Source organism: Pseudomonas sp. (assembly GCF_037994325.1).
GTDB lineage: Bacteria > Pseudomonadota > Gammaproteobacteria > Pseudomonadales > Pseudomonadaceae > Aquipseudomonas.
In genome coordinates this window covers 1-17,151 of sequence record NZ_JBBNAH010000630.1, presented here as the reverse complement: position 1 = coordinate 17,151, position 17,151 = coordinate 1, and the positions used below count along the sequence as shown (strand labels likewise).

The following is a 17,151-nucleotide window of genomic DNA, read 5'->3' as shown; positions in this document are numbered from 1 at the left end:
GAGCCCAGGTACGCAGAGGCTGGGCCGCGCGGTTAGTTAAAACTTCAGGATCAGCGTTTTAAGCGGCGGTCTGCCGTCGCTGGAGGGGAAGTCGGTGGCCGGTGGCATGACCTGCCATTCGCGCACCGGCCGGCCGAGTTTGTCGGCACACCGCAGCACCTGGTCGCGCCAGTCTTCCATGGCCACCTTTGCCAGGTTATTGCAGCAGATCAGCACGCCATCCTCGGCGGTGGTGAGGATCGCCGGCTTGAGCAGGCTTTGGTAATCGCGCAGCAAATCGACGGTGCCAAAGGCACTTTTAGCCCAGGCCGGTGGGTCGAGTAACACCAGGTCGTACTGACGTGGGTCGAGGCGGATATAACTCGGCAGTTTTTGCCCACGGCGTTGGCTGATCGGCAGCCCGGCCAACTGGCGAATGGCGGGGAAGTAGTCGGACTGAATAAATTGCATCGGCGCCAACTCAGGATTTAGCGCGCCGTTTTCCTTGCCCACCGCCAGGTTGCCTTCGGCGAAGTCGAGGTTGCACACCTCACGTGCACCGCCTGCTGCGGCAACCAGGCCAACACCGCAGGTATAGGCAAACAGGTTGAGCACGCTTTTGCCGGCGCTGTGGTTTTTTACCCAGCCGCGTGCGTTGCGCAGATCGAGAAACAGCAGCGGGTCTTGCCCGGCGTGGCGGCCGCGCACGCGGTAGTTCAGGCCCCATTCGTGGCCGATCAAATCTTCCAGTGCGGCAGGTTCGGCTTTGTAAACGGCATCGCTGCGGTCGATGCGAGAGTTAGTGCCGGAGCGGTCGTTGTAGACCAGCAGCAGGTCCAGGCCCAGTTCATCAGTGATCAGGGCGTGGGCGGCCAATAAGGCGTCACGTTCTAGCGGCGTGTGGAAACTTTGCACCAGTAGTTGCGGGCCGTAGCGGTCGATCGTCAGGCCGGAAGCACCTTCCTGGCTGCCATGGAACAGGCGGTAGCAATCGCTGCCTTGGCTGTGCAATTCAGCCAGCAAGGCCTGGCGATTGGCGAGGGCGGCGCGCAGCGCCAGATCGAGGGAAGACATGCGCGACGGCTCGGAAAAAGAAGGGCGCGCAGTTTAACAAGAAAGCTAATGGGGTATGGCGGTGGGAAAGCTCGGATGCAATCAGAGCGGCGTACCTGGATTCCCGCCTACGCGGGAATGACGGAGGTTTTTGTTCAATCCGCCGTCGCCCCCGCGCAGGCGGGGGCCCAGGTGCGCAGATGTCAGATCAAGGCTTCAGGTGCGTTCGAGTGCCAGCGCTACACCCTGGCCGCCGCCGATGCACAAGGTCGCCAGGCCTTTCTTGGCATCACGTTTGATCATTTCGTGCAGCAAGGTCACCAGCACCCGGCAGCCTGATGCGCCGATGGGGTGGCCGATGGCGATAGCGCCGCCGTTGACGTTGACCTTGGCTGCGTCCCAGCCCAGTTCCTTGCCGACCGACAATGCTTGCGCCGCGAACGCTTCATTAGCTTCGATCAGGTCCAGTTGCTCGAGGGTCCAGCCGGCTTTTTCCAGGCAGCGTTTGGTTGCCGATACCGGGCCAATGCCCATGATTGCTGGGTCAACACCGGCGTTGGCATAGGCGGCGATTTTCGCCAGTACCGGCAGGCCCAAGGCCTGTGCTTTTTCCGCGCTCATCAGCAGCACGGCAGCCGCGCCATCGTTAAGGCTAGAGGCATTACCAGCGGTAACGGTGCCGTCTTTTTTGAATGCGGGTTTGAGTTTGGCCAACGATTCGGCAGTGGTGCCGGCGCGCGGCTGCTCATCGGTGGCGAAGGCGATCGGGTCACCTTTGCGCTGCGGGATCAGGATCGGGGTGATCTCGTCGATAAAGCGGCCCGCTTCGATAGCGGCGACGGCTTTCTGTTGCGAGCCGGCAGCAAAGGCGTCCTGCGCCTCACGGCTGATCGCGTACTTATCCACCAAGTTCTCGGCGGTGATGCCCATGTGGTAGTCGTTAAAGGCGTCCCACAGGCCATCGGTGATCATGCTGTCGACCACCTGCGCGTGGCCCATGCGCAGGCCAGTGCGGGCGCCGGGCATTACGTAGGGGGACAGGCTCATATTTTCCTGGCCGCCAGCGATGATGACGTCGGCGTCGCCGCAACGAATGGCTTGCGCGCCCAAGTGCAGGGCTTTGAGGCCCGAGCCGCAGACTTTATTCAGGGTCAGCGCTGGCACTGCCACTGGCAGACCGGCTTTGATTGCCGCCTGGCGCGCGGGGTTTTGCCCGGCGCCGGCAGTCAGCACTTGGCCGAGGATCACTTCATCGACCTGAGCGCCATCAATACCCGACTGTTCGAGCAGTGCGCGAATCACCGCCGCGCCGAGGTCAACAGCAGGAATGCCCGCCAACGAGCCTTGGAAACTGCCGACGGCGGTCCGGGTGGCGGCAACGATTACGACGTCTCTCATGGCGCAGTTCCTCTTCTTCGGGCTTGAATGGTGCGCGGGCACGCCGCGACGGGCGGTTATGGTGGCACAGGGGCTGGGGCGCGGCCACACGCAAGGCTGACTGGTGGGTCAGCGCAGTGGCGGTAAACCCATGCGTTTGCGCGCCCGGTGCAGGGCGCCGGTGCGCACCGCCCACCGCAGCATGGGGGCGCTGCGTTTAACCGCGCTGCGCACCAATAGCCGTTGCCCTTCAGCCATTTCCAGACCAAGCATCTCTGCCGCCCACGGCGGCAACAGGTCTACCCCGGCGCGCATCATCAGTGCGCCAAACGGCTTGGCAATGGTGCTCGGCGCGGGGGCGTTAAACAGCACGTCCATAATCTCGACACTGCGATGGTCGCAGAGCAACTGTGGACGAACCGCGTGCAGGTAGTCGGCCACTTGTTGGCAACTGCGCGGCACATCTGTAGCGCCCAGGCGTTCAGCGATCAGGGCGACTTCGTCGTAGTAACGGTCTTGCTCGCTGAGGGCTAAATCCGCATTGCAATAGCGCAAATGGGCGGCCAGAAAGCTGCTGACTTCGGCGACATGCACCCAGGTCAGCAGCTCGGGATCAAACGCCGCATAAGGCCGGCCATCCTGGGCGGTGCCGGTTACTTGCAGGTGAATGGTGCGCACCTTGTCGATCAGCCAATTGGCGTCTTTGCTCGAGCCGTAGGTGGTGCCGGAAATAAACTGCCCGGTGCGGCGCAGACGGCCGAGCAAATCTTCGCGGAAATTCGAATGGTCCCACACGCCGGCTAATGCCAGTGGATGCAGGGCTTGCAGGAGCAGGGCGCTGATGCCGCCGATCATCATGCTGGTGAAGTCGCCATGCACGCGCCAGCACACCGCGTCCGGGCCAAACAGGCCGGGGTCGCCGGGCGGTTGTTCAAAGTCGATTTGGCCCAGGGCCAGGCCGGTCAGGCTCAGCACCTGGCGTTCGATACGCTGGCGAAGAAATTCCATGGTGAGTTAATCAGTGCTTACGTGGTGAACAAACCCGGCGCAGTGCGCTGCGCCGGGTAAGCGGGGTTAGCGGTTCAGGCGCCCGTCGATCAGGTTATCGACAACGGATGGATCGGCCAGGGTCGAGGTATCACCCAGGCTATCCAATTCGTTGCAGGCAATTTTGCGCAAGATACGCCGCATGATTTTTCCCGAACGGGTTTTCGGCAACCCTGGCGCCCATTGCAGCAGCTCCGGCTTGGCGAAGCTGCCGATTTCCTTGCCCACCAGGGCGAGCAATTCTTTCTGCAGCGCTTCGCTGACTTCAATGCCCTGCATCAGGGTAACAAAGGCATATATGCCCTGGCCTTTAACGTCGTGGGGGTAACCGACCACAGCGGCTTCGGCGACCGCGTCGTGCAGCACCAGGGCGCTTTCCACCTCGGCGGTGCCAATACGGTGGCCGGATACGTTGATCACATCGTCAATCCGCCCGGTGATCCAGTAGTCGCCATCGGCATCGCGGCGCGCGCCATCGCCGGAAAAGTAGTAACCGGGGTAGGGCTTGAAGTAGGTGTCGATCATGCGCTGGTTGTCGCCGTACACACTGCGAATCTGGCTCGGCCAGCTGGCTTTGATCACCAGCACGCCTGAGCCGGCGCCTTCAATTTCCTTGCCTTGTTCATCCAACAGGGCTGGCTGCACGCCAAAGAAGGGCTTGGTTGCCGAACCAGGTTTGAGCACCGTGGCGCCGGGCAGCGGGGTGAGCATGATGCCGCCGGTTTCGGTCTGCCACCAGGTATCGACGATGGGGCAGCGGCACTCGCCGACCACGTTGAAATACCATTCCCAGGCTTCCGGGTTGATCGGCTCGCCGACGCTGCCGAGCAGGCGCAGGCTGGCGCGCGAGGTTTTCTTCACCGGGCCTTCGCCTTCACGCATCAGCGCGCGCAACGCGGTGGGGGCGGTGTAGAAAATGTTTACTTCATGCTTGTCGATCACCTGCCAGAAGCGCGAGCTGTCCGGGTAATTCGGCACGCCTTCGAACACCAAGGTGGTGGCGCCGTTGGCCAGCGGGCCGTAGACGATATAGCTATGGCCGGTGACCCAGCCGACATCGGCGGTGCACCAGTAGATATCGCCGTCGTGGTAATCGAACACGTACTTGTGGGTCATGGCCGCCACTAGCAGGTAGCCGCCGGTGGTATGCAACACGCCCTTGGGTTTGCCAGTTGAACCGGAGGTGTACAGGATAAACAGCGGATCTTCGGCGTCCATTGGCTCGGGCGGGCAATCGCCATCGGCGGCGCTGACGGCTTCGTGGTACCAAAGGTCGCGGCCTTCGTTCCACTGCACATCGCCTTCGGTGCGCTGCACCACGACCACGGTGGACACATCCGGGCAGCTCAGTAGGGCTTTATCGACGTTGGCCTTCAACGGCACGTATTTACCGCCGCGCACGCCTTCATCGGCGGTGATGACGGTGCGGCAATCGGCATCGAGAATGCGGTCACGCAGGGCATCCGGAGAAAAACCGCCAAACACCACCGAATGCACCGCGCCGATGCGCGCGCAGGCGAGCATGGCGTAGGTGGCTTCCGGCACCATGGGCATATAAATGCACACCCGGTCGCCTTTTTCCACGCCGCGGCTTTTCAACACATTGGCCAGACGGCTGACGTGGTGATGGAGCTTTTTATAGGTGATATGGGCTGATTCGCTGGGGTTGTCGCCTTCCCAGATGATGGCCACCTGGTCGCCACGTTTTTCCAAGTGGCGATCAATGCAGTTGTAGCTGACGTTGAGTTTGCCGTCCTTGAACCAGGTGGCGTGCCCCGTGCGCATATCGCCGTGGTATACGCTGCGCCACGGCTGAAACCAATCGAGAAAGGCCTTGGCCTGTTCGCCCCAGAACTGCTCGGGGTCGTCGATGGACTGCTTATACAGACGCTGATAGCCGTCGCTGTCGAGCAAGGCACGCTCGCGCACCGCGTCGGCGACGGGGTGGTCGGAGATCTTGAACATGGCGGAGTCCTTGTTTTTGTTAACCGCTAGTTATGACCGCTGGATGTGGCAAAGGGTGAAGCTAAAGATAGACCGTTAGGGTGCACCGTGGCTGCGGCCGGTTACAACCCCTCGAAATGGTGGACAGCTTCGAGATTCTGGGTCCCCGCCTGCGCGGGGACGACGCAGATATCGAGACGAACACCGTCATTCCCGCGCAGGCGTGAATCCAGCGGGCTGGCGATCCAGATCTTGAAAGGAAATAAAAAAGCCGGCCTTAGCAGGCCGGCTTTTTGTAGAGCGCTAAGCGATTAACCGCGGTGACGACCACGGAAGTAGTCGATCAGGCCTTGGGTGGAGGCATCTTCGGCTGGCTGTTCGTTGCCGCCCGTCAGGCGCTGGTATACGCCTTTGCCCAGCTCTTTACCCAGTTCCACACCCCATTGGTCAAAGGCGTTGATGCCCCAGACCACGCTTTGCACAAACACTTTGTGTTCATACAGCGCCACCAAGGCGCCGAGGCGACGCGGGCTGATGCGCTCCATGGCCAGGGTGTTGCTTGGGCGGTTGCCAGGGATGACTTTGTGCGGCGCCAGGCGCTCGACTTCGTCTTCGGGCAGGCCTTTGCTGCGCAGTTCCGCTTCCGCTTCGGGGCGGGTTTTACCCAGCATCAAGGCTTGGCTCTGCGACAGGCAGTTGGCGTACAGCCATTGGTGGTGGTCGGCCACTGGGTTGTAGCTGACTACCGGCACGATAAAGTCGGCCGGGATCAGTTGGGTGCCTTGGTGCAGCAACTGGTGGTAGGCGTGCTGGCCGTTACAGCCCACGCCACCCCAGATCACCGGGCCGGTTTCGCAGGTGACGGCGCTGCCGTCCTGGCGCACGCTTTTGCCGTTGGATTCCATATCCAACTGCTGCAAGTGCTTGGTGATATTTCGCAGGTAGTGGTCGTACGGCAGGATGGCGTGGCTTTGCGCGCCCCAGAAGTTGCCGTACCACACGCCGAGCAAGGCCAGCAGCACCGGCATATTGCTTTCGAACGGGGCGGTCTGGAAATGCCGGTCCATGCCATAGGCGCCGGACAGCAGTTCTTTGAAGTTGGCCATACCGATGGCCAGTGCGATTGGCAAACCAATAGCCGACCACAGCGAGTAACGCCCACCTACCCAGTCCCACATCGGGAAGATGTTTTCTTCACGAATACCAAAGGCCACAGCGGCCTCGCGGTTACTCGATACGGCAATAAAGTGTTTGTACAGATCGCCTTCCGAGCCACCCTGGGCCAAGTACCAGCTACGGGCCGCTTGGGCGTTTTTCAGGGTTTCCAGGGTGTTGAAAGATTTCGACGAGACGATAAACAGCGTGGTCTCGGCCTTCAGGCCTTCGGACAGTTCATGGAATTCACTGCCATCAATGTTTGCCAGGTAATGGCAACGCACGCCTTGTTGGGCGTAGGGCAGCAGGGCTTCGGAGACCAGTTGCGGGCCGAGGAAGGAGCCACCGATACCGATGTTCACCACGTCGGTGATCGGCTTCTCGGTGTAGCCGCGCCACAGGCCGTTGTGAATGCGGGTGACCAGCTCGGTCATCTGGTTCAGCACGCGGTGTACATCGGGCATCACGTTGACGCCGTTGATGGCCAGGCGATCACCGACCGGACGGCGCAGAGCCGTGTGCAGTGCCGGGCGACCTTCGGAGGCGTTGACCAGATTACCTTCGACCATCTCGGCGATGGCTTCCTTAAGGCCCACTTCTTCGGCCAGCTTGACCAGCAGGTCGCGGGTTTCGCTGGTGATCAGGTTTTTCGAATAGTCGAGAAACAGGCCGCAGCTGCTCAGGGTGAATTCACTGAAGCGCTGGTCATTGGAGTTGAAGGCTTCGCGCATGCTGAAGTCTTGCATGGCTTCGCGGTGCTGGCGTAAGGCCTGCCAGGCCGGCAAGGAGGTAACGTCGAGGGGATGTTGGTAGTACGCCATAGCCTGCAAATTCCTTCTGACTAACGTGAGAAACCTATGACCATTAAAAAGCCCGGACGGCTCCGGGCTTTCATCTTAGCGGGTAACAAGGCTTTTAGCGGCTTTCATGCCAAGGGCAGGTGAAAGCGCTGAGTCTGTTCTGCGGCGAATGATAGCCGGCCGCCTAAGCGACTTGAACAGGTATGGCATCGCTGGTGTGACTGAGTTCATTACCCGGTGCCATATAAAGCATTTTCGGTTTGAAATTCAGCAGTTCGGCTTCGCTGTAATGGGCGTAAGCGCAGATGATCACGCGGTGGCCGACCCGGGCTTTATGCGCCGCCGCGCCATTGACCGAGATAATCCGCGAGCCTTCTTCACCACGGATGGCGTAGGTGGTGAAGCGCTCGCCGTTGTCGACGTTATAGATCTGAATCTGTTCGTACTCGCGGATGCCGGCCAGGTCCAACCACTCGCCGTCGATGGCGCAGGAGCCCTCGTAGTCGAGCACAGCGTGGGTGACTTCGGCACGGTGCAGTTTGGCCTTGAGCATAATGGCGTGCATGGCAGGTGTTCCTTTGGCTCGTTTCTTATTAGGGGGGCTTACGCGCCTTCGGGCAGGTCGAAGGCGAGGTTGTCGATCAAGCGGGTGGTGCCGACAAAGGCAGCAACCAGAATCACCAGATGACGGTCTTCGCCGCTAGCCGGGCGCAGGTTGTCGGCGCGGCGTACTTCCAGGTAGTCCATACGAAAACCGGCCGCTTGCAGTTGCTGCTGACCTTGCGTGATCAGGGCGGCGAAGTCGCGGCTGCCGGCTTTGATGGCGGCGGCCATTTGTTGCAAGCAGTGGTAGATCGCCGGGGCGCTGGCGCGTTGGGCTTCGTCCAAATAACCGTTGCGCGAAGACAGGGCCAGGCCGTCTTCGGCACGCACGGTGGGCTCGCCAATGATCTGAATGGGCATATTCAGGTCGCGCACCAGGGTGCGAATCACGGCCAACTGCTGGTAGTCCTTTTGGCCAAACACGGCGATATCCGGCTGCACCATCTGGAACAGCTTGGTAACCACCGTCGACACACCATCGAAATGCCCCGGGCGGCTACCGCCACACAAGCCCTCGGACACACCCGAGACATGGACGATGGTTTGCGCGGCCATGCCGTCGGGGTACATCTCTTCAACGCTGGGGGCGAACAGCAGTTGGCAGCCGGCTTCGATCAAACGCTGTTTGTCCGCCGCCAGGGTGCGCGGGTAGCTGGCCAGGTCTTCCTTGGGGCCGAACTGCAGCGGGTTGACGAAAATACTGGCCACCACGAAGTCGACCCGTTGCGCGGCTTTTTCCACCAGCGCGGCATGGCCGGCGTGCAGATTGCCCATGGTTGGCACCAGGCCGATATCTTTGCCCTCGGCACGCGCTTGGGCGACAGCAGCGCGTAACTCGCGGACGGTGGTAACCGTGTTCATGCAGAGAATCCGTGTTCAGCGCCAGGGAAGGAGACATCTTTGACCGCCGCGACGTAGGCGCGGATGGCGCCTTCGATGCTGCTCTGGCCGTCCATAAAGTTCTTCACGAACTTGGGCATGCGGCCGCTGAGCGACAGGCCGAGCATGTCGTGCAGCACCAGTACCTGGCCGTCGGTGGCGTTACCGGCGCCAATGCCGATGACCGGGATTTTCACCGCATCGGTGATTTCCGCCGCCAACTCGCTGGGTACACATTCGAGCAGCAGCATGGCCGCGCCGGCTTGTTCCAGGGCGATGGCGTCGCTGCGCAGCTGACGCGCCTGGGCTTCGTTACGGCCCTGCACTTTATAACCACCGAGCACGTTTACCGATTGCGGCGTAAGGCCCATATGGATGCAGGTTGGCACGCCGTTTTCGGCCAAGCGCCGGACGATTTCAGTGAGAGAGGCGCCGCCTTCGAGCTTGACCATATGGGCGCCGGCCTGCATCACTGCAGCGCTGTTGACCAAGGCTTGTTCAAGGGTGGCGTAGGCCATAAAGGGCAGGTCGGTAACAATAAACGCCCCCCGATTGCCGCGTTTAACGCTAGCGGTGTGGTAGGCCATGTCTGCGGTGGTAACAGGCAGGGTGCTGTCATGGCCTTGCGTGACCATGCCCAGGGAATCACCCACCAGCAAGACCTCCACGCCAGCATTGGCGGCAACGCAAGCAAAGGTGGCGTCGTAGGCAGTGAGCATGGCGATTTTTTCGCCTTTTTGATTCAGCTCTTGCAGGGTGCTCAGGGTAACGTCAGGCATCATATTGGTCCTCTTAGAGCCTCGCGCGCACCGGCGCGGGGCAACGGGACGCCTATAGTCGTGATGCGAAAGGGCGAAGTCAATTGCAGGTGTTACCGACTTGTTACTGGCGTTACCGCCAATGCCGATTTTGTAGTTTTACTACCTGAGGCCAGCAACGGTGCCGCTTACGGCGATACCGGCAGTTGTTCCAGGCCTTCGAATGGACAGGCCAGGAGCAGGTCGCTGAGCAGACGGCCGTCAGCCAGGCGCAGGTTGGGGGCGAGTTCGGCCAATGGGTAGAGGACAAACGGCCGGGCGTGCATATGGTAGTGCGGCACTTGCAGGCGCGGCTCGTTCAGCAGGTGGTTGCCGAACAGCAGAATGTCCAAGTCGAGGGTGCGTGGGCCCCAGCGTTCGTCTTTACGTTCACGGCCCTGGTTTAGCTCGATGGCTTGTAAGGCGTCGAGCAATTGCAGCGGCTCTAGGGTGGTATCCAGCGCGGCCACGGCATTGACATAGCGCGGCTGGTCGGCAGGGCCGAGCGGATCGCTGATATAGAAAGAAGAGGCCTGTACCAGCGTGGTGCAGGGCAACTGCGCCAGCGCCGCCAGGGCGCCGCGCAGTTGCTGTAACGGCTCGGCCAGATTGCTGCCCAGGCCGATATACACCCGTTCCATCAGTCTTGTGCCGCGCTCGGCGCTGCGGGCCCGCGTTTACGGTTGCCACCCCGACGGCGCTTGCGCGGTGCGGCGCCGGATTCTTCCGGGTTAGCCGCCAGCTCACGAATCATGGTGCGGCGTTCGCTATCGGTGCTGTCTTGGTAGTCGGTCCACCAATCGCCCAGGCCATTGGTTTGCTCGCCAGCGCTTTCACGCAGCAGCAGGAAGTCGTAACCGGCACGGAAGCGCGGGTTTTCCAGCAACAGGTCGGAGCGCTTGCCACTGCGACGCGGTAGGCGTTCCTGCATGTCCCAGATTTCCCGGATGGGGATGGTGAAGCGCTTAGGCACGGCGATGCGTTGGCACTGCTCGGCGATCAGTTCGTGGGCGGCTTCTTGCATCGCTGGAATCGGCGGCATGCCACGGTCTTGCAACTTGATCACGCGGGCCGGAAGGGCTGGCCAGAGCAGGGCAGCGAAGAGGAATGCCGGGGTTACCGGTTTGCCGTCTTCGATACGCTGGTCGGTGTTGATCAACGCCTGGCTGATCAGGTTGTAGGTGTACTCCGGGCTTGCCTTGAGCGCGGCAGCGCTGGCCGGGAACAGCGGTTCGAACAGGTCGTACTCAAGCAACAATTCAAAAGTGTGCTCGGCGTAACCAGAGAGGAACAGCTTGAGCACTTCGTCGAACAGGCGTGCCGAGGGAATATCTTTGAGCATCTTGGCCAGGCGCGGAATCGGCTCGGCGCTGTGGCTTTCTATATCGAAGTCGAGCTTGGCGGCAAAGCGCACGGCGCGCAGCATGCGCACGGGGTCTTCGAGGTAACGTTTTTCCGGGTCGCCAATCAGGCGCACTAAGCGGTTGCGGATGTCGTGCATGCCACGGGCGTAATCGAGAATGCGCTCGCCGGTAACGTCGAAGTACAGGGCATTGATGGTGAAGTCGCGGCGCTGGGCGTCGTCCTCCAGGCTGCCGTAGACGTTGTCGCGCAAGATACGGCCGCTTTCGTTACGCGAAGACTGGTTGCTGTCTTCGTCTTCTTCGCTCACCGGGTGGTTAGCGCGGAAGGTGGCGACTTCGATGATTTCGCGGCCGAAATGCACATGCACCAGCTTAAAACGGCGGCCAATCACCCGCGCATTGCGGAACTCGGCACGCACTTGTTCGGGGGTGGCGCTGGTGGCGACGTCGAAGTCTTTGGGCTCGATATCCAGCAGCAGATCGCGTACGCAACCGCCGACTAAATAGGCCTGATACCCAGCATTTTGCAGGCGCTCAACAATGCTGACGGCATAGCGGCTGATATGCGCGCGGCGCAATGGGTGCTGGTGACTGGTCACCACTTCGGGGGTGCTGCGCTGATGCTTAGGGCGGCGCAGGGGAGAGCGTAGGGACTGGAACAGCTTTTTCAGCATGGGATGCACTGTTTGACTGGATGACCGGTCAGAATTGGAAATGACCGCATGATGGCTGCGGATTCTAGCATTGTGTCGGGGGATGGTGTAGGACGCGTAGCAAGAGGGCTTTAGCCAGGGTACAGGTAGGGCGTTTCGCAAGGTCGGTAACAGCTGAGGAGGTCGCGCGAGGTTGTCGTAACGAAGGGGGCGTGTAGCGAAGGGACTGTAGTGAAAGCTACTGGGGGAGCCGAAGCTCCCCCCCAAGTAGGTGCGTGCTTTATTTTTATTATTAGGTCGGGCTTGTTGTTTTTGTTTGTTGACCCGTTCCGTCGGCCTAGTGGCGTCAGGAAAAAACCTCCAATTCGGAGGTTAATGGCAAACGGATTGCTTTGGATGCTGATGTAGCCATGATCTTGCGATCCAACCAGTTCGGGCTCTGCCTAGTAGCAGTTTTGTTGTTCTCAGCCTGGTCGCGGGGCGAACCCCAAAAGCCATTCCTCTCCAAAAGAATCAGTTAGCTGCGCCTCCCGCGATTTTGTTTTTGTTGTGCTGGAGTCGGTACGTCTTATTTTTATTGTCTTTGGTCGTGCTTGTTATTGTTGTTGTACCAAACATATAGCATGTGCCGTGCCAGTTTTTGTGAATCCTTTAAAAACAAGGGCTTAGCTGTATTGGGTGTGTCATTGCTGGCACAAAAAAGCCGGGTTTCCGTTACCGTTAAACCCGGCTTTGTTACGCGATATTAGGGGCGGTAACAAAGTGTGCCGACGGTGCGCACACATTTGTTGTTACCGGCACGCTGTCAACCCTCCAGCGCCGCGCCGGTTTTGCGCCGAGGAATGCCTAGGCGTTGGCGACGTTCCCACAGGCATTTGCGGCTGATGCCCAATTTGCGCGCCAGCTCGGTTTCGGTCATGTGGTCTTGGTGTTCGAGGACAAAGTGCTGGAAGTAGTCTTCCAGAGATAAATCTTCGGTCGGCTCGTGGGCGTTGTTACTGCTATGGGCCATGGGTGCGCCGAGAAAGTCGCCGTCTTCCAGGTCGTCCAGTTCGATATCAATGCCCAGCAGCTCGGCAGAAATCTCCGAGCCTTCGCACAAGATCACCGCGCGCTCGATGGCGTTTTCCAGCTCTCTTACGTTACCTGGCCAGGTGTAGTGGCGGATGGCTTGTTCGGCATCAGGAGCGAAACGCAGGTCAGTGCGGCCCATTTTGCTCGACTGGCGAACCAGGAACAGCGCGGCAATTTCGCTGACATCGGCGCCACGTTCGCGTAACGCTGGCAGCTTCAGGGCAATTACGTGCAGACGGTAGAACAAGTCCTCACGGAATTGGCCGGTTTTAGCCAGGGTTTTCAGGTCGCGGTGGGTAGCTGCGATCAGGCGCACATCCACCTTCTGCGATTGCACCGAGCCGACACGGCGAATTTCGCCTTCCTGCAATACGCGCAGCAAACGCGCCTGGGCTTCCAGGGGCAGCTCGCCGATTTCATCAAGGAACAGCGTGCCGCCATCGGCGGCTTCAACCAGACCGGCACGGCCAGCGCTGGCGCCGGTGAATGCACCTTTTTCGTGGCCGAACAGTTCGGACTCGATCAGGGTTTCCGGAATCGCCGCACAGTTCACCGAAATCATCGGGGCTTTAGCGCGTTTGGACAGGTTGTGCAGGGCGCGGGCCACCAGTTCTTTACCGGTACCGGATTCGCCTTGAATCAGTACGGTGGAATCGGTGGGGGCCACTTTGCGGATTTTGCTGTACAGCTCCTGCATGGAGGGGCTGGTGCCGATGATGCCGATTTCGCCGTTACTGTTACCGGCGGCGGGTTTGTCACCGGCGCGGCTGCCATTGCTGGTGCTGGCGGCGGGAGCCGGTTTGTTGTCTTGGCGGTCACGCAGAATGCGCGCGACGGCCTGGAGCATTTCGTCGTGGTCAAAGGGCTTGGCGATGTAATCGACCGCGCCCATTTTCATGGAGTCGACCGCCGAGCGCAGGCTGGCATAGCTGGTCATGATCAGCACCGGAATGCCCTGGCCAAGCTTGATCAGCTCGGTACCCGGGGCACCCGGCAGACGCAGATCGCTGACGATCAGGTCAAAGCTGGGAATACTGAAACGCTCTTGCGCCTCTTGTACGGAGCCGGCTTCGCTGACTTCGTATTGGTTGCGCTCCAACAGGCGGCGCAGGGCAGAGCGGATAATGGTCTCGTCTTCGACGATCAGAATATGGGGCATGAATTCAGCTCTCTCGACGATCTCTGGTCACTACGGACGTCGCTTCGACATGTCGCGGTAACGTTACCCGAATCCGGGTTCCGCGTTGTAGCTCCGGGTCTGCCGGGCTGTCGATTGTAATTTGGCCATAATGCTCTTCCACGATGGAATAGACCAGCGCGAGGCCCAGGCCGGTTCCTTCACCAGGATCCTTGGTAGTAAAGAAGGGTTCAAACAAGCGGTCCATGATCGCTTTGGGAATGCCGGTGCCTTCATCTTCGACGATTAAATCCACCGTCTGTTCGCTGGCTTCACTCTTCACGCGGATGGCACCGCGCGCTGGCGAAGCGTCACGGGCGTTGGACAGCAGGTTGATCAGCACTTGCGCCAAGCGCTGCGGATCGCCCACAGCCCAATGGTCCGGGTCGCACAGGTTGAAAAACTGCACCTCAATGCTACGCCGGTTCAAGGCCAGCAGACCGATGGCATCCTGTGCCACTTCGGCCAAACACACTGGCTCTTCCGGCTGCTGACGGGCGCCGGCATGGGCAAAGCTCATCAGCGACTGGACGATGCGCGATACCCGTTTGGTCTGTTCGATGATCTGGCTGCTGATTTCCGCCAGCTCCGGATCGGTTTCCCGTTCTTCGCGCAGGTTTTGCGCCAGGCAGGCAATGCCGGTAATCGGGTTGCCAATTTCATGGGCCACACCGGCGGCCAAACGACCAATGCTGGCCAGGCGTTCGGAGTGCACCAGTTTGTCTTCGAGCATTTGTGTTTCGGTGAGGTCTTCGACCAGTAACACCAGGCCGGTGTTACCGGGCGCCAGGGGCTCGTCGATGGCCGCTTTGTGCAGGTTCAGCCAGCGGATCTGCCCATCCAGGGCCAGGCGTTGTTTGTGCTGGTGCTCGTCGGGCAGGTTGATAAAGCCCTCGAGCAGCGCCTTCCACGGCTCGCCGATGGCCGACAGCCGCGAGCCCACGACGCGGTGGGCGGCAATGCCGGTGAGGTCTTCCATGGCCCGGTTCCACATCAGAATTTCCTGGTCCTTGGCCAGTGAGCACACGCCCATCGGCAATTCTTGCAGGGTCTGACGGTGATAGCGGCGCAGGGCGTCGAGCTCGGCGGCCAGGCCGGTGAGGCGTGAGTGGTAGTCTTCCAGGCGGTTTTCGATGAAATGGATGTCTTCGGTGACATAACTTTCGCTGCCGGATTTATACGGCAGGAAGGTTTCGACAATATCCTGCGCCACGCTCGGCCCCATCAAACCGGAGAGGTTGGCTTCAATGCGGTCACGCAGGCGGCGCAGGGCGTAGGGGCGGTTTTCATCGAACGGTAGATGCAGGTCGCGCAGTGCCTGTTCCACTTCGCGCTGCGCCGTTTTGGCGCCCAGTGGCTTGGCCAGTTGGGTGGCGAATTCCTGGGGCGAGGTGGCCAGCAATTCGCGCCGTTGCGGACGCCGGACGTTATCCACCGCGCAGGCTTCGGCGGCGCTTTCTTCTTCCGGGCTGGACTCGGTAAACAGCGACACCAAGGTAAACACCAACACGTTGGCGGCCAGCGAGGCGATGGCGGCCAGGTGCCAACTGGTGTCGTCGAGCACATAGACAAAGTTGAACAGCGGAATGTAGATGCCCTGCACGTTACCAATCAGCGGTAACAGCATGCTCGCGGTCCACACCGAAATGCCCACCAGCAGCCCGGCGATAAAACCTTTGCGGTTGGCGGTCGGCCAATACAGCACCGACAACACGCCTGGCAAAAATTGCAGAGTGGCAACAAAGGCGACGATGCCGAGGTTGGCCAGATCCTGCTCGGCGCCCAGTAATAGATAGAAGCCGTACCCTGCAGCGATGATGGCGATGATCAGCGCGCGGCGCGTCCATTTCAGCCAGCGGTAGATATTGCCTTGGGCTGGCGGCTGATACAGCGGTAACACCAAGTGGTTAAGCGCCATGCCCGACAGCGCCAGGGTGGTGACGATGATCAGACCGCTGGACGCCGATAGCCCGCCGACATAGGCCAGCAGCGCCAGGGTGTCGTTGTTCACCGCAATGCCGATGCCGAGGGTGAAGTATTCCGGGTTGGTGGTGGCGCCCAGTTTCAGCCCGGCCCAGAGAATCAGCGGTACGGTCAGGCTGAGTATCAGCAGAAACAGCGGCAGACCCCAACTGGCGCTGACCATGGCGCGTGGGTTGAGGTTTTCGGTAAAGGTCATGTGATACATGTGCGGCATGACGATCGCCGAGGCGAAGAAGATCAGCAGCAGCGTGCGCCACGGCCCTTCCTGCAAGGGCGTGTGCAGGGCAGCGAGGGTGGCCTGATTTTGCAGCAGCCACACTTCCAGTTCATGGGGGCCGCCGAATACGCCATATAGGGCATACAGCGCGATACCACCGAGGGCGACCATTTTTACGATCGACTCAAAGGCGATGGCAAACACCAACCCTTCGTTTTTGCCACGGGTGGCGATATGCCGGGCGCCAAACAAAATGGTGAACAGGGTGATCAGTGCGCAATAACTCAGCGCCACCCGCTCATGCACCGGCTCGCGGGTAAGGATGCCGATGGAGTCGGCCACCGCCTGAAATTGCAGGGCCAGCAGCGGTAACACGCCGATCAGCATAAATAAGGTGGTCAGCGCGCCAGCCCAGGTGCTGCGAAAGCGGAAGGCAAACAGGTCGGCCAGCGACGACAGCTGGTAGGTGCGGGTAATGCGCAAGATGGGGTAGAGCAGCACCGGCGCCAACAGAAACGCCCCGGACACCCCGAGATAGCTGGCGAGGAAGCCAAAGCCATACTGGTAAGCCAGGCCAACCGTGCCATAAAAGGCCCAGGCGCTGGCATATACGCCGAGGGACAGGGTGTAGGTCAGCGGATGGGTCACGATCCAGCGCGGAATAATGCCGCGCTCACTGATCCAGGCCACGCCGAACAGTACAAGGAGATAGGCAGCGCTGATCAGAATCAGCTGACTCAGGCTAAAGCTCGTCAGCATCACGTCCGCTCTGCAGGATAAAGGTCACCACGATAAGGATCAGCCACAGCAGGTACGGTCGGTACCAGGCCCCGGTCGGATCGATCCACCAGTCCATGATGGCGGGGGAGAAGAGGTAAATCCCCACCACCAGAAGTAAGACCAATCGGTAGATGTACATGCCGTCTCTCGTGTTTGGAGTGCGGCGATGGTAACGGAATGGCAATGAAGGCTGGAAGTGTTGGTGGTAACGATGCATAAGCGCAGGAGTTGTGTTTGCAGGAGCCCTCACCCCTAGCCCCTCTCCCGCA

At 60.4% G+C, this 17,151-nt stretch carries 13 protein-coding genes; all 13 read right to left on the bottom strand.

Annotation, left to right across the window (positions count from 1 at the left end; translation table 11 throughout):
• Window positions 1-36 precede the first annotated feature (36 nt).
• Window positions 37-1,053 (bottom strand): class I SAM-dependent methyltransferase, encoded by a 1,017-nt coding sequence (locus AAAB16_RS20805; RefSeq protein WP_340665043.1) that lies wholly within the window; start codon window positions 1,051-1,053, stop codon window positions 37-39.
• A 195-nt stretch (window positions 1,054-1,248) separates the two neighbouring features.
• Window positions 1,249-2,430: an acetyl-CoA C-acetyltransferase gene (locus AAAB16_RS20800; RefSeq protein WP_340665042.1), complete on the bottom strand. Its 1,182-nt coding sequence runs from the start codon at window positions 2,428-2,430 to the stop codon at window positions 1,249-1,251.
• 108 nt (window positions 2,431-2,538) lie between these two features.
• Window positions 2,539-3,417 carry an oxygenase MpaB family protein gene (locus AAAB16_RS20795; protein ID WP_340665041.1) on the bottom strand — a complete coding sequence of 293 codons (879 nt, stop codon included), beginning with the start codon at window positions 3,415-3,417 and terminating at the stop codon, window positions 2,539-2,541.
• A gap of 66 nt (window positions 3,418-3,483) precedes the next feature.
• The gene (gene acs / locus AAAB16_RS20790) at window positions 3,484-5,421 is read right to left on the bottom strand and encodes an acetate--CoA ligase (protein WP_340665040.1); all 1,938 of its coding nucleotides are present in this window, start codon (window positions 5,419-5,421) and stop codon (window positions 3,484-3,486) included.
• Between the two features lie 290 nt (window positions 5,422-5,711).
• Complete coding sequence (gene pgi, locus AAAB16_RS20785; protein WP_340665039.1) at window positions 5,712-7,376, bottom strand: glucose-6-phosphate isomerase; 1,665 nt, start codon at window positions 7,374-7,376, stop codon at window positions 5,712-5,714.
• A 163-nt stretch (window positions 7,377-7,539) separates the two neighbouring features.
• On the bottom strand, window positions 7,540-7,920 hold the full coding sequence (gene panD, locus AAAB16_RS20780; RefSeq protein ID WP_340665038.1) for an aspartate 1-decarboxylase: 381 nt from the start codon (window positions 7,918-7,920) through the stop codon (window positions 7,540-7,542).
• A 38-nt stretch (window positions 7,921-7,958) separates the two neighbouring features.
• A complete protein-coding gene (gene panC / locus AAAB16_RS20775) occupies window positions 7,959-8,819 on the bottom strand; it encodes a pantoate--beta-alanine ligase (protein ID WP_340665037.1) in 861 nt (286 codons plus the stop codon).
• Window positions 8,816-9,616 carry a 3-methyl-2-oxobutanoate hydroxymethyltransferase gene (panB, locus tag AAAB16_RS20770; protein WP_340665036.1) on the bottom strand — a complete coding sequence of 267 codons (801 nt, stop codon included), beginning with the start codon at window positions 9,614-9,616 and terminating at the stop codon, window positions 8,816-8,818. The genes panC and panB overlap by 4 nt, the downstream gene beginning before the upstream one ends.
• 167 nt (window positions 9,617-9,783) lie before the next feature.
• Window positions 9,784-10,275 carry a 2-amino-4-hydroxy-6-hydroxymethyldihydropteridine diphosphokinase gene (gene folK, locus AAAB16_RS20765; protein ID WP_340665035.1) on the bottom strand — a complete coding sequence of 164 codons (492 nt, stop codon included), beginning with the start codon at window positions 10,273-10,275 and terminating at the stop codon, window positions 9,784-9,786.
• Complete coding sequence (locus AAAB16_RS20760) at window positions 10,275-11,672, bottom strand: polynucleotide adenylyltransferase PcnB (RefSeq protein ID WP_340665034.1); 1,398 nt, start codon at window positions 11,670-11,672, stop codon at window positions 10,275-10,277. The genes folK and AAAB16_RS20760 overlap by 1 nt, the downstream gene beginning before the upstream one ends.
• A gap of 784 nt (window positions 11,673-12,456) precedes the next feature.
• Window positions 12,457-13,884 carry a sigma-54 dependent transcriptional regulator gene (locus tag AAAB16_RS20755; RefSeq protein WP_340665033.1) on the bottom strand — a complete coding sequence of 476 codons (1,428 nt, stop codon included), beginning with the start codon at window positions 13,882-13,884 and terminating at the stop codon, window positions 12,457-12,459.
• A 4-nt stretch (window positions 13,885-13,888) separates the two neighbouring features.
• The gene (locus AAAB16_RS20750; RefSeq protein ID WP_340665032.1) at window positions 13,889-16,861 is read right to left on the bottom strand and encodes an ATP-binding protein; all 2,973 of its coding nucleotides are present in this window, start codon (window positions 16,859-16,861) and stop codon (window positions 13,889-13,891) included.
• Window positions 16,845-17,151 (bottom strand): hypothetical protein (locus AAAB16_RS20745; RefSeq protein WP_340665031.1); only part of this gene is annotated, 307 nt, incomplete at its 5' end. The genes AAAB16_RS20745 and AAAB16_RS20750, both read right to left, overlap by 17 nt.